The 13,212-nt window shown below is 63.3% G+C and carries 9 protein-coding genes; 8 read left to right on the forward strand and 1 reads right to left on the reverse strand.

Annotated features, from left to right (window positions below):
* Nucleotides 1-241: 241 nt before the first annotated feature.
* The 8 genes from glnE to B348_RS0104205 all read left to right on the forward strand — a co-directional run bounded on the left by glnE (nucleotide 242) and on the right by B348_RS0104205 (nucleotide 10,361).
* Nucleotides 242-3,181 (forward strand): bifunctional [glutamate--ammonia ligase]-adenylyl-L-tyrosine phosphorylase/[glutamate--ammonia-ligase] adenylyltransferase, encoded by a 2,940-nt coding sequence (glnE, locus tag B348_RS0104170; RefSeq protein ID WP_017734902.1) that lies wholly within the window; start codon nucleotides 242-244, stop codon nucleotides 3,179-3,181.
* 233 nt (nucleotides 3,182-3,414) lie between these two features.
* Entirely contained in the window at nucleotides 3,415-4,449 is a 1,035-nt protein-coding gene (gene waaF / locus B348_RS0104175) for a lipopolysaccharide heptosyltransferase II (protein ID WP_017734903.1), read from the forward strand.
* A 1-nt stretch (nucleotide 4,450) separates the two neighbouring features.
* Nucleotides 4,451-5,512, forward strand: a complete 1,062-nt coding sequence (waaC, locus tag B348_RS0104180) for a lipopolysaccharide heptosyltransferase I (RefSeq protein ID WP_017734904.1) — start codon at nucleotides 4,451-4,453, stop codon at nucleotides 5,510-5,512.
* A complete protein-coding gene (locus B348_RS0104185) occupies nucleotides 5,512-6,636 on the forward strand; it encodes a glycosyltransferase family 4 protein (protein WP_017734905.1) in 1,125 nt (374 codons plus the stop codon). Before waaC ends, B348_RS0104185 begins: the two co-directional genes overlap by 1 nt.
* Entirely contained in the window at nucleotides 6,633-7,439 is an 807-nt protein-coding gene (gene rfaP / locus B348_RS0104190; RefSeq protein ID WP_017734906.1) for a lipopolysaccharide core heptose(I) kinase RfaP, read from the forward strand. The genes B348_RS0104185 and rfaP overlap by 4 nt, the downstream gene beginning before the upstream one ends.
* Nucleotides 7,439-8,173: a lipopolysaccharide kinase InaA family protein gene (locus B348_RS0104195; protein ID WP_017734907.1), complete on the forward strand. Its 735-nt coding sequence runs from the start codon at nucleotides 7,439-7,441 to the stop codon at nucleotides 8,171-8,173. The genes rfaP and B348_RS0104195 overlap by 1 nt, the downstream gene beginning before the upstream one ends.
* Nucleotides 8,170-8,922 (forward strand): lipopolysaccharide kinase InaA family protein, encoded by a 753-nt coding sequence (locus B348_RS0104200; protein WP_017734908.1) that lies wholly within the window; start codon nucleotides 8,170-8,172, stop codon nucleotides 8,920-8,922. Before B348_RS0104195 ends, B348_RS0104200 begins: the two co-directional genes overlap by 4 nt.
* Nucleotides 8,922-10,361, forward strand: a complete 1,440-nt coding sequence (locus B348_RS0104205) for a lipopolysaccharide kinase InaA family protein (RefSeq protein WP_017734909.1) — start codon at nucleotides 8,922-8,924, stop codon at nucleotides 10,359-10,361. The genes B348_RS0104200 and B348_RS0104205 overlap by 1 nt, the downstream gene beginning before the upstream one ends.
* 551 nt (nucleotides 10,362-10,912) lie before the next feature.
* Here B348_RS0104205 and B348_RS0104210 read toward each other — a convergent pair.
* Complete coding sequence (locus B348_RS0104210) at nucleotides 10,913-12,967, reverse strand: TonB-dependent receptor (RefSeq protein WP_085986517.1); 2,055 nt, start codon at nucleotides 12,965-12,967, stop codon at nucleotides 10,913-10,915.
* Nucleotides 12,968-13,212 lie beyond the last annotated feature (245 nt).

Here is a 13,212-nt window from a genome sequence, read left to right on the forward strand (position 1 = left end):
GCCTTTCGAATGTATATACGAGTAGTAAAACTACACAAGACTGAGCGTATGGCTCGGTCTGGCTGGTGAGCATAATCGTTAATGTTGATCTTTTGCAGACAAGAAAAGGTAGAAGTTTAATGTTGCCTGCCAATAAGTACGAATTTTCAGCTATTTATAACCTTTGTTCGACAGTCCATCGCCGCGCCGGGTTCTTGCCGTCATCACAACAAGCCAAATACGCGCCGATCAAGGATAGACCATGAGCCTTCCAACGCTGGCCAAACTACCGGCCATCCTCCTTCCTTACGCCAGCCGGGCCGAGCAGTCATTTCGTGACGCTGTAGCCACGCTGGGCGACGATCATGGCCTTTCTGCGTGGTCGCCGCAACGGTGGGCCGACTTCGCCCGCGTGTGTGCGGCCAGCGATTTTGTCATTCAACAGAGTGTTCGTGACCCTTTGATGTTGCTGGAGCTGGCGGCCTGGGGCGAGCTGGACCGGGGTTTCGCCCCCGGCGAGCTGTGCGGGCAGATTGCTGGCGCTGTGCAACAGGTCGAAACAGAAGATGAGTTGGGGCGCGTGCTGCGCCGCCAGCGCACCCGTCAGCAAGTGCGCATCATCTGGCGCGACCTGACCCGCCAGGCCGACCTGGTGCAAACCTGCCGCGACCTGTCCGACATGGCCGACGCCAGCATCGACCAGGCTTACCAGTGGTTGTACCAGCGCCACTGTGCCCAGTTCGGCACGCCCACCGGCCGGCGCAGCGGCGAGCCGCAGCAAATGGTCATCCTCGGCATGGGCAAGCTCGGCGCGGTGGAGCTGAACCTGTCGTCGGATATCGACCTGATCTTCGCCTACCCCGAAGGTGGCGAAACCCTGGGCGTGAAGCGGGCGCTGGATAACCAGGAGTTCTTTATCCGTCTGGGTCAAAAACTGATCAAGGCCCTCGACCCGATGACCGTCGATGGTTTTGTGTTCCGCGTCGACATGCGCCTGCGGCCTTACGGTTCATCCGGCTCGCTGGTGCTCAGCTTCAATGCGTTGGAGCAGTACTACCAGGACCAGGGCCGCGACTGGGAACGTTACGCCATGATCAAGGCGCGCGTGGTCGCGGGTGACCAGGTCGCCGGTGCGCAACTGCTCGACATGCTGCGCCCGTTTGTCTACCGCCGTTACCTGGACTTTTCCGCCATCGAAGCGCTGCGCACCATGAAGCAGCTGATCCAGCAGGAAGTGCGGCGCAAGGGCATGGCCGACAATATCAAGCTGGGCTCGGGCGGCATCCGCGAGGTGGAATTCATCGCCCAGGCGTTCCAGTTGATCCACGGCGGCCGTGATCTGAGCCTGCAACAACGTCCGCTGCTCAAGGTGCTCGGCACCTTGGAAGGCCAAGGCTATCTGCCGCCAGCGGTGATCGCCGAGTTGCGCGATGGCTACGAATTCCTGCGTTACACCGAGCATGCGATCCAGGCGATTGCTGACCGCCAGACGCAAATGCTCCCGGACACCCCAGAAGATCAGGCGCGCATTGCCTTTATGCTGGGCTTTGATGACTGGGCCGCGTTCCACGAGCGCTTGATGTACTGGCGCGGCCGGGTGGATTGGCATTTCCGCCAGGTCATCGCCGACCCGGATGAAGAAGAGGGCGAAGAAAGCGAATTGGTCGTGGGCGGCGAGTGGTTGCCGCTGTGGGAAGAATCCCAAGATGAAGAGGCTGCCTGTCGGCAGTTGGCCGAAGGCGGTTTCAGTGATGCGGCCAAGGCCCTCAAAGCCTTGGCGGGGCTGCGCAACAGCCCGCAATTGCGCGCCATGCAACGCCTCGGTCGCGAGCGTCTGGATGCGTTTATCCCACGCCTGCTGGCCCAGGCGGTCGAACACGCCAACCCCGATCTTGTGCTGGAGCGGGTATTGCCGCTGGTGGAGGCCGTCGCGCGGCGTTCCGCGTATCTGGTGCTGCTCACCGAAAATCCCGACGCCCTGCGTCGCCTGTTGACCCTGTGCGCCGCCAGCCCGTGGATCGCCGAGCAAATCACCCGCTTCCCGCTGCTGCTCGACGAATTGCTCAACGAAGGCCGCCTGTTCAAGCCCCCGCTGGCGCCGGAACTCGCTGCCGAGCTGCGCGAGCGCCTCACGCGCATTCCCGAGGACGATCTTGAGCAGCAGATGGAAGCACTGCGCCACTTCAAGCTGGCCCACCGCCTGCGCGTCGCCGCCTCGGAAATCGCCGGCAGCCTGCCGCTGATGAAAGTCAGCGATTACCTGACCTGGCTCGCCGAAGCCATCCTCGAACAAGTGCTGGCCCTGGCCTGGCGCCAGACCGTGGCGCGCCATGGTTCGCCGCAGCGCGTGGACGGCACCTTGTGCGATCCTGGGTTCATCATTGTCGGTTATGGCAAAGTCGGCGGCATCGAACTGGGGCATGGTTCGGACCTGGACCTGGTGTTTATCCACGACGGCGACCCGCAGGCCGAGACCGACGGAGCCAAGCCGATTGATGGAGCGCAGTTCTTCACGCGCCTGGGCCAGCGCATCATTCACCTGCTGACCACCCAGACCAACTCCGGGCAGTTATATGAAGTGGACATGCGCCTGCGACCTTCCGGCGCATCCGGGCTGTTGGTCAGTTCGCTGGGGGCGTTCGAGCGCTATCAGGAAAACGAAGCCTGGACCTGGGAACACCAGGCCCTGATCCGCGCGCGGGTGCTGGTGGGCAGCCAGGATGTGGGCCATGCGTTCGAGCAGGTACGGGCCAAAGTGCTGGGCCGCGAGCGCGACCTGGCCACGCTGCGCCAGGAGGTCAGCGAGATGCGCGCGAAGATGCGTGACAACCTCGGCACCAAGGGCACAGCGGCCGGCACCAGCGCGAATGCCTTCGAAGCCACGGCGCTGTTCGACCTCAAGCAGGACGCCGGAGGTATCGTCGATATTGAATTTATGGTGCAATACGCGGCTTTGGCGTGGTCTGCGCAACATCCATCGTTGCTGCGCTACACCGACAATATCCGCATTCTGGAAGGCCTGGAGCAGGTCGGGCTGATGCCCGCTGCCGATGCCCATCTGCTGCGCGAGGTGTATAAGGCCTACCGTTCCGCCGCGCACCGCCAGGCCTTGCAGAACGAGGCCGGCACGGTCGCCGGGGATCATTTCGCCGACGAACGGCGCCAGGTGATGCGAATCTGGAAAGAACTGGGGTTAAGCTGATTACTTGAGTGACGCCAATCTAGTGTGGAAATCGGCTTTATGGGGAGCCGGGCTTGTGTGGGAGCTGGCTTGCCTGCGATTGCATCACCTCGGTATGACTGATACTCCGAGGCGCCTGCATCGCGGGCAAGCCCGGCTCCCACACAAGCCAGCTCCCACATAATAAGGCGCGACCTACAGTAATTATCGAGGCGGGGAGGCATAAGCCTCCCCGCATCGTTTGTGGAAACTACATGAATATTCTGATCGTTGGGCCCAGTTGGGTCGGTGACATGGTGATGGCGCAGACACTGTTCCAGTGCCTGAAACAACGTCATCCCGACTGCCAGATCGACGTGCTCGCCCCTGAGTGGAGCCGCCCGATCCTCGAACGCATGCCCGAAGTGCGCTCGGCCTTGAGCTTTCCGCTCGGCCACGGCGCCCTGGAGCTGGCGACCCGTCGGCGCATCGGCAAATCCCTGGCCGGCCGGTACGACCAGGCGATCCTGCTGCCCAACTCGCTGAAATCGGCGCTGGTGCCGTATTTCGCCGGCATTCCCAAGCGCACCGGCTGGCGCGGCGAATTCCGCTACGTGCTGCTCAATGACGTGCGCACGCTGGACAAGGCGCGCTACCCGTTGATGATCGAACGTTTCATGGCCCTGGCTTACGAGCCGGGGGCCGAGTTGCCCAAGCCGTACCCGCGCCCGAGCCTGCAGATCGACCCGGTGAGCCGCGATGCCGCCCTGGCCAAGTTCGGCCTGAGCCTGGATCGCCCGGTCCTGGCCCTGTGCCCTGGCGCCGAGTTTGGCGAGTCCAAGCGCTGGCCGTCGGAGCACTACGCCAAGGTCGCCGAGGCAAAAATCCGCGAAGGCTGGCAGGTGTGGCTGTTTGGTTCGAAGAAGGATCACCCGGTGGGCGAAGACATTCGCCAGCGCCTGATCCCCGGCCTGCGCGAAGAAGCGGTGAACCTCAGCGGCGACACCTCGCTGGCCGAGGCCATCGACCTGCTGTCCTGCGCCGATGCGGTGGTGTCCAACGACTCCGGCCTGATGCACGTCGCGGCGGCGCTGAACCGCCCGCTGGTGGCGGTGTACGGCTCCACGTCGCCGGGCTTCACCCCGCCGCTGGCCGACAAGGTCGAAGTGGTGCGCCTGGGTCTGGATTGCAGCCCGTGTTTTGAACGCACCTGCCGTTTCGGCCACTACAACTGCATGCGCCAGTTGCTGCCGCAGCCGGTCAACGAAGCCTTGCAGCGCTTGCAAGGCGCTGCGGTCGAGGTCCGATAGTTTGCGCGTCCTGGTAATCAAGACCTCATCCCTGGGCGACGTGATCCACGCCTTGCCGGCACTCACCGACGCTGCGCGGGCGATCCCGGGCATTCAGTTCGACTGGGTGGTGGAAGAAGGCTTCGCCGAGATTCCCACCTGGCACCCGGCGGTCGACAAGGTGATCCCGGTGGCGATTCGCCGCTGGCGCAAAAACATCTGGCAGACCATCAAGAGTGGCGAATGGCGGCGCTTCAAGCAGCGTGTCCAGGCGACCAAGTACGACCTGGTGATCGACGCCCAAGGCCTGCTGAAAAGCGCCTGGCTGACCCGCTACGTGCGTGCGCCCGTCGCCGGTTTCGACAAGAACTCGGCCCGCGAGCCGATGGCCGCACGCTTCTACTCCCGACGCCTGGCCGTGGCCCGTGGCCAACACGCGGTGGAGCGCCTGCGCCAACTGTTTGCCGTGGCCCTCGGTTATGACCTGCCCAAGGGCTTGGGTGACTACGGCCTGAGCGTCGAAAAACTGCTCGGCCTGCCGCCGAAAAAACCCTTCGTCCTGCTGCTGCACGGCACCACCTGGGACACCAAGCACTGGCCCGAAGCCTACTGGCGCGAGCTGGCCGAACGCATGGGGCGCTTGGGGGTGGACGTGAAACTGCCATGGGGCAACGCCGCCGAAAAAGCCCGCGCCGACCGCCTGGCCCACGGCCTGGCGAACGCCGAAGTGCTGCCCAAGCTGAACCTGGCCGGCGTCGCCCGCGTGCTGGCTGGCGCCCGCGCCTGTGTGGCGGTGGACACCGGCCTCGGTCACCTGGCCGCCGCGCTGGACGTGCCGACCATTTCCCTGTTCGGCCCCACCAACCCGGGACTGACCGGCGCTTATGGCAAGGGTCAGATTCACCTGGGCAGCGACTTCCCCTGCGCGCCCTGCCTGCAAAAGCACTGTACCTATCAACCGACGGCCGACGACCTGCGTCGGTTCGACCTCAAGCGCGAGTCGCCTCTGTGCTTCACGCGCCTGAACCCTGAGCGTGTGGCCAGCCGACTGAGCACGTTGTTATTGGCTGAGGAGCTGCACTGATGCAACTGGCTTTCGTTTTGTACAAATACTTCCCCTTCGGTGGCTTGCAGCGCGACTTCATGCGCATCGCCCTGGAGTGCCAGCAGCGCGGCCATCAGATCCGCGTGTACACGCTGATCTGGGAAGGCGACATCCCGCCCGGCTTCGAAGTGCTGGTGGCGCCGGTCAAGGCGTTCTTCAACCATCGGCGCAACGAAAAGCTCAGCGCCTGGATGGCCGCCGACCTGGCCAAGCGCCCGGTGGATCGCCTGATCGGCTTCAACAAAATGCCCGGCCTGGACGTGTACTACGCCGCCGACGGCTGCTTTGAAGACAAGGCACAAAACCTGCGCCATTCGCTGTACCGCTACTTTGGCCGCTACAAGCACTTCGCCGAGTACGAGCGCGCGGTGTTTGCCAGGGACGCCAAGACTGAAGTCCTGATGATTTCCGAAGTGCAGCAGCCGCTGTTCATCAAGCATTACGACACGCCGCTGGAACGCTTCCACCTGCTGCCGCCGGGCATCGCCCAGGACCGTCGCGCGCCGCCGAATGCGGCTGAGATCCGCGAGGGTTTCCGCAAGGAGTTCAACCTCGGTGACGACGACCTGCTACTGGTGCAGATCGGCTCCGGCTTCAAGACCAAGGGCGTCGACCGCAGCCTCAAGGCCGTGGCCGCGCTGCCGGCGGAGCTGAAAAAACGCACGCGCCTGTTTGTAATCGGCCAGGACGACCCCAAGGTATTCCAACTGCAAAGCGCCACGCTGGGCTTGGGGGACAACGTGCAGTTCCTCAAGGGCCGCAGCGACATCCCGCGCTTCCTGCTGGGCGCCGACCTGTTGATCCACCCGGCGTACAACGAAAACACCGGCACCGTGTTGCTCGAAGCCCTGGTGGCCGGGTTGCCGGTGCTGGTCTCGGCGGTGTGTGGTTATGCCCACTACATCGCTGAGGCCGACTGCGGCAAAGTGCTGGATGAGCCGTTCGAACAAACGCAGCTCAACAGGTACCTGGCGCAAATGCTCAGCGACACTGCACAGCGCGCGGCCTGGGGCCGCAATGGGTTGGCCTTCGCCGAGACGGCCGACCTCTACAGCATGCCGCAGCACGCTGCGGATGTGATTCTGGCGGAGCCGAAACGATGAAGTTGATTCTTGCCGAACCGTTCAAGACGTTATGGGCCGGGCGTGATGCCTTCGCTGAAGTCGAGAAACTGCAAGGCGAAGTATTCCGTGAGCTGGCGGCGCGGCGCACATTGCGCACCGTCGTCGAAGGCCGTCCGTATTTCGTGAAGATCCACCGTGGCATCGGCTGGGGCGAGATCTTCAAGAACCTGATCACCGCCAAGCTGCCGGTACTCGGCGCGGGCCTGGAGTGGGCGGCGATCCATCGCCTGCAAGCCCTCGGCGTGCCGACCATGACCGGTGTGGCGTTTGGCGAAAAGGGCAGCAATCCGGCGGACCAGCACTCGTTCATCATCACCGAAGAGCTGGCGCCCACCGTCAGCCTCGAAGACCTGACCATCAACTGGGTCGCCGAACCGCCGGCGCCGGCATTGCGCCATGCACTCACCGCCGAGCTGGCGCGCATGGTCGGCGATATGCACCGTGGCGGCGTGAACCATCGCGACTGCTACCTGTGCCACTTCCTGCTGGACACTGCGCAGCCCATCGATGCGAAAAACATCAAGCTGTCGGTAATCGACCTGCACCGCGCCCAATTGCGTCACCATCTGCCGCTGCGCTGGCGCGACAAGGACCTGTCCGCGCTGTACTACTCGGCGCTGGACATCGGCCTGACCCGGCGCGACAAGCTGCGGTTCCTCAAGGGCTACTTCCGCCAGCCGCTGCGCCAGATCCTCGCCGAGCAATCGGCGTCCCTGAGCCTGATGCAGCGCAAGGCCGACAAGCTCTACGCACGCAAGCAACGATACGGGGATGCGATCTGATGGCGGGTTGGAACCTGGAACCGGCCTACGCCAACCTCGCGGAAGATTTTGGCAGCCTTGAGGCGGTGTTCGCGCTGCAAGGCGAGCAGTTGACCCACGACCCGCTGTCGGAAGTGATCCGCGTCGAGCGCGGCGGGGTCAATTACTACGTCAAGCGCTACACCGGCGCCGGCAAGGGCTTGCGCCGTTACCTGGGCAAGCCACGGGTCAAGTCCGAATGGCAGAACCTCAAGCGCTTCGCCAAGTGGGGCATTCCCACCGCCGACGTGGTTGCCTGGGGGCTGGAGCGCAAAGGCCTGGCGTATGACCGTGGCGCGATGATCACCCGTGAGTTGCCACGCACCGAAGACCTGTCGGTGCTCGCCGACCGCGACGACGCGCGCCTGCACGATCCCAAATGGGTCGATGCGGTCAGCCGCCAGCTCGCCGAATACACGCGCACCATGCATGACCACAACTTCACCCATAACGACTTGAAGTGGCGCAACCTGCTGATCGACGACCAGCAGACCCTGTACCTGATCGACTGCCCCAACGGCGCTTTCTGGCGCGGGTTCTGGCTCAAGTACCGCATCACCAAGGATCTGGCCTGCCTGGACAAGGTGGCCAAGTATCACCTGTCGGCCACCCAGCGCCTGCGTTTCTACATGCAATACCGTCAGCGCCGGCACCTGAGCGCGTCGGACAAACAGCGGATTCGCCACGTGGTGAAGTTTTTTGAGGGGCGCGAATGACTGACTTCCTGGCGGTCGAGGACCGTGCGCTGCTGGAGCGCCACGGCCTGGCCACGTTTGACGCGCTGTGGGCCAAGCAGCTGGACGCGGTGGACGAGCCGAACACCAGCCGTGGCGGCTGGAGCAGCGTGTTTCGCCTGGAGCTCGACGGCCACGGCTACTACCTCAAGCGCCAGAGCAACTACCTGACGCGCAGCCTGCACCGGCCGTTTGGCGAGCCGAGTTTCTCCCGCGAATTCCGCAATATCAGCCGCTACCGCAAGCTCGGTATCCCGGCGCTGCAGGCGGCGTTCTACGGCGAGCGCAAGGTGGCCGGTGAGCACCGCGCGATGCTGCTGACCCGCGCCCTCGACGGCTGGAATGACCTGGATTCACTGCTCGACGAGTGGCCACAACTGAGCGATGCCCAGCACGGCGCGATCCTGCTGGCGTGCGGGCAACTGGCGCGTCATCTGCACAGCGTCGGCCAGGTGCACGGCTGTTTTTATCCCAAGCATATTTTCCTGCAGGCTACCGGCGACGGTTATGCCGCGCAGTTGATCGACCTGGAGAAAACCCGCCCGCTGCTGTTCGGCTGGCGTGATCGGGTCAAGGATTTGGAACCGTTGTTGCGCCGCGCACCACAATGGTCTGATGCGCAGGTGCGCCAACTGTTGGCGGCGTACCTGGATCAACCCGAGGACAGCGCGCTGGTCGCCACGTGGTACCAGCGCCTGAGCGCCCGTCGTAGCCACAAGGAAAACCGTTGATGCGTTTGTCCGAGCTGAAAACTGCCGGCCGTACTCCCACGTTGCCACTGACGATCGAGTTGGCCGATGCGGCGGGTCCTGGCCAATTGCAACTGCTCAGCCTGTTGCGCGTGTTGCCGGGTGAGCGTTATGTCGGCGCAGCGGTATGGCGCGGGCGCCCGGTGCTGGCCAAGTTGTTGGTGGGCAGCAAGGCGGCGCGGCATTTTCAGCGTGAACTGAGCGGCGTGCGCCTGCTGGCCGAACAGGGCCTGACCACGCCGCAACTGCTGGCCGATGGCTTGCAGGATGGTGAGGGCGGCTGGCTGCTGTTCGACTTTATTGACGGTGCGCAAAGCCTGGCGGATGCCTGGCACGCCGTCGAAGGTTTGCCGCCGCTGGCCGACGAACAAACCGCCGTGCTCGCCGAAGCGCTGGGCGCGATCGCGCAGATGCACGCCAAGGGCTTGTGGCAGGAAGACCTGCACCTGGACAACCTGCTGCGCCGGGACGGCAAGCTGTATTTGATCGACGGCGCGGGGATTCGCGTCGAGGAGGCGGGCAAGCCGCTGTCACGCAGCCGCGTGCTGGAGAACCTCGGGGTGTTTTTCGCCCAGTTGCCGAAAAACCTCGCACCGTTCACCGAGGAGTTGCTGGTGTACTACCTGCTGAGCAACGGCGAACACGCCTTGCCGCTGGAGGCCCTGGAAAAACAGGTGCGCAAGGTCAGTGCGTGGCGATTGAAGGACTTCTTGAGCAAGGTTGGCCGCGAGTGCACGCTGTTCAGCGTGTTGCGCGGGCCGTTTGCCTTGCGTGCGATCCGCCGCGACGAAGAAGCGGCGATGCTGCCGGTACTGGCGCAGGCCGATGCCTTGCTCGACCAGGGTCATCTGTTCAAGACGGGCGGCGCGGCCACGGTGGCCAAGGTCGACGTGGCAGGCCGCCCGCTGGTGATCAAGCGCTACAACATCAAGGGCTTCGCCCACTGGCTCAAGCGCTTCTGGCGCCCGAGCCGGGCCTGGCATTCCTGGCGCGAAGGCAATCGCCTGGCATTCCTCGGCATCGCCACCCCCAAGCCGCTGGCGGTGCTGGAAAAGCGTTTTTTCTGGCTGCGCAGCCGGGCCTACCTGATCACCGAGCACCTGGCAGGGCCGGACATCATCGAGCGTTTTGCGCCTTACGTTGAACAGGGCGATGCGCCGGAAAACGAACTGCTGGCCCTCGACCACCTGTTCGCCGAGCTGATCCGCGAGCGCATCAGCCATGGCGACTTCAAGGGGCACAACCTGTTCTGGGACACGGACCGCTGGTCGCTGATCGACCTGGATGCCATGCGCCAACACAGCAGCGACGCCAGCTTCGCTCAGGCGTACGCCAAGGATCGTGCGCGGTTTATGCGTAATTGGGCGCAGGACTCGGCGTTGTACAAGCTCATCGATCAGCGCTTGCCAGCGCAAGTCTGACCGCGGTCGAAATGTAGGAACAGATCAATGTGGGAGCGGGCTTGCCCGCGAAGGCGGCAGATCGGTGTGCACATCAGCGCCTGATACACCGCTATCGCAGGCAAGCCAGCTCCCACACAAGCCAAACCTGCGTCCTGCCGCCAGTTCCTGATGTATGCAGATCCAAATGTGGGAGCGGGCTTGCCCGCGAAGGCGGCAGATCGGTGTGCACATCAGCGCCTGATACACCGCTATCGCAGGCAAGCCAGCTCCCACACAAGCCAAACCTGCGTCCTGCCGCCAGTTCCTGATGTATGCAGATCCAAATGTGGGAGCGGGCTTGCCCGCGATAGCGGCGTGTCAGCTTGCACATCAGCGCCTGATATACCGCTATCGCAGGCAAGCCAGCTCCCACATAAGCCAAACCTGCGTCCTGCCGCCAGTTCCTGATGTATGCAGATCCAAATGTGGGAGCGGGCTTGCCCGCGAAGGCGGCAGATCGGTGTGCACATCAGCGCCTGATACACCGCTATCGCAGGCAAGCCAGCTCCCACATTTGATTTGTGGTGATTTTAGAATGTGTATTCGGCACCGGCACCGGCGTACCACGAGCGGCCGGGGGCGGCTTCGTAGTAGCGGTTGTTGCTGTCGCCGACGATCACCGAGCCGACGTACTGGCGGTCCAGCAGGTTGTCCAGGCGCAGGGTCTGGTGGAAGGTCCAGTGCTCGACCTTCTGTTCGAAGCGCGCGCGCCAGTTGAAGACGCTGTAGGCCGGCGCGGCGCGCTGGCTGTTGGTGTCTTCGACGTAGACCTTGCTGCGGTACATGCCTTCGATCGCGGTGCTGACCCAGTCGCGGGGCTTCCAGTTGAGTTCGGCGAACAGGGTGGTTTGCGGCACGCCGGGGAGGTAGTTGCCCTTCTCGATAGCCTTTCCGCTGTTGCTGAAGTCACTGTCGTAGGTGGCTTGCAGGCGGGTGTAGGCGAGGTTGGTGCTCCACTGTTCGCTGAGTTGGCTTTCGATGCCCAGTTCGAAGCCGCGGCGCAGGGTGCGGCCAACGTTTTGGTAGCTGGTGCGACCCTGGAGCGATTGGCTGACCACCAGCTCATCTTCTGTGGTGATCTGGAATACCGCCGCGTTGATCCGTGTGTTGTTCAGCTGCGCCTTCAGGCCCATTTCATATTGAGTGCTTTCAGACGGTTTAAGGCCGAAGTTGAAGCCTTCGACATTCCCCGGCGCGTAGGCCAATTCAGCCTGGGTAGGCGTTTCAAAGCCTTTGCCTGCGCTGACGTAGCCGTGCAACTGCGGCGTGAAAGCGTACATCACGCTCATCGACGGGGTGTTTTTCTGATAGGTCTTGTTGCCGCTGGCGTCACCGTTACTCAGGTACTGATCGTCAACGTCCAGCTCCATGGTGCTATGGCGCACGCCGGCTTGCAGGGTCCAGTTGCCCAAGGCCCAGTTGGCTTGAATATAGGGATCAAGGCTACGCGCGGTGTCGATTTCATCACGACGTAGCTGGCCTTTTACACCGAGGGTCGTGCCGCTGTAGTTCTGATAGCCATGCCGGCTGTCTTCGCTTTGATCGAAGTCCAGGCCGGTGATGATCATCAGCTCGCCCGGTGCACTCTCGATGGGCTGCATCCAGCGCACGCTGCCGCCGTAGAACTTGCGGTCGAATTGCACGACGCCACCGCCGCGCTCGTTGGCTGGTGTGCCTTTGGGGATCGACAGGTACTGAATCACACTCCGCCGCCCCGTATACGCATTCACCTGCAAGGTCGCATCGCCGATGTACCGCTCGTAATTCATCCCCAATTGCTGATGATCAATGCTTTTACGCGTGTTGTACGTCAGCGCCCCGGCCGCCACCGAACGCGGATCTGCCTTGTACGCCTCCCACGTCTGCCCCAACGGATCCTGCGTCCCGTTCTGCTCCAGGCTGCTGTAGATCAGCGCCAGCTTGCTGTCGTCATCCGGCTGGAAGTTGAGCTTGGCAAACGTCTGGTCGCGCCGTGCGCTGCTGTGGTCGCGGTAGCCGTCGGTGTCCATGCGCGAGGCGTCGAGCACGAAACCCGCGCCGTTGGCGGCGCCTTCGGCGGTCAGGTGGTTCTTGCTCATGCCGTCGCTGCCCACCAGGGTCTCGGCGCCGATGCGCGGCGGGCCTTCGCCGTCGCGGGAGAACATCTGGATCACGCCGCCGGCATTGCTGCCGTACAGGGTGGCCGCCGGGCCGCGCAGCACTTCGATGCGCTCGGCGGTGTCGAGGTTGAACGTGGCCGCCTGGCCCTGGCCGTCCGGGGTGCTGGCGGGGATGCCGTCGGCGATCAGCTTGAGGCCGCGCACGCCAAACGCCGAGCGGGCGCCGAAGCCACGGGACGAGATTTGCAGGTCCTGGGCATAGTTCTGGCGGTTCTGCACCACCAGGCCGGGGACGCGGGACAGCACTTCGGAAGCATTGATACCGAGCTGGCCATCGCTGATCTGCTCGCGGCTGATGGCGTCCACCGAGTACGGCAGGTCAAACGTCGGGCTGGCACTACGCGAGCCGGTGACGACGCTGGGATCGAGCACCAGCGGCGAATCGTCGCCCATTGCCGCGCTGCAAAAACCGAGCATGCCGGCCATAAAGGTGAAGTGAACGGGACCCACAATTTTCATCAGATAACCAGGTAAGGTGCGGCAAACGCGGGATTCTAGCGATTCTGTCACTGTTTAACGAATCCTCCGGCTGCGACTTTAGAACCGTCCGACCTGACTTTAGACCCATTCCCCCTGTTTGCAGCGATCAACGTGCCGTTAACAGCTCCCCACTGCTTTTAAGCTATAATCCCGCCCTTTAGCTGTTTCCTGCCCAGGCGGGAAGCACACTT

The sequence above is a fragment of the Pseudomonas sp. CBZ-4 genome, from assembly GCF_000346755.1.
Lineage (GTDB): Bacteria > Pseudomonadota > Gammaproteobacteria > Pseudomonadales > Pseudomonadaceae > Aquipseudomonas.

Coding starts and splice junctions, on each gene's coding strand:
- B348_RS0104205 (WP_017734909.1), top strand. CDS start 8,922: ATGCGTTTGTCCGAGCTGAAAACTGCCGGCCGTACTCCCACGTTGCCA.
- B348_RS0104195 (WP_017734907.1), top strand. CDS start 7,439: ATGGCGGGTTGGAACCTGGAACCGGCCTACGCCAACCTCGCGGAAGAT.
- glnE (WP_017734902.1), top strand. CDS start 242: ATGAGCCTTCCAACGCTGGCCAAACTACCGGCCATCCTCCTTCCTTAC.
- waaF (WP_017734903.1), top strand. CDS start 3,415: ATGAATATTCTGATCGTTGGGCCCAGTTGGGTCGGTGACATGGTGATG.
- B348_RS0104185 (WP_017734905.1), top strand. CDS start 5,512: ATGCAACTGGCTTTCGTTTTGTACAAATACTTCCCCTTCGGTGGCTTG.
- B348_RS0104210 (WP_085986517.1), bottom strand. CDS start 12,967: ATGGCCGGCATGCTCGGTTTTTGCAGCGCGGCAATGGGCGACGATTCG.
- rfaP (WP_017734906.1), top strand. CDS start 6,633: ATGAAGTTGATTCTTGCCGAACCGTTCAAGACGTTATGGGCCGGGCGT.
- B348_RS0104200 (WP_017734908.1), top strand. CDS start 8,170: ATGACTGACTTCCTGGCGGTCGAGGACCGTGCGCTGCTGGAGCGCCAC.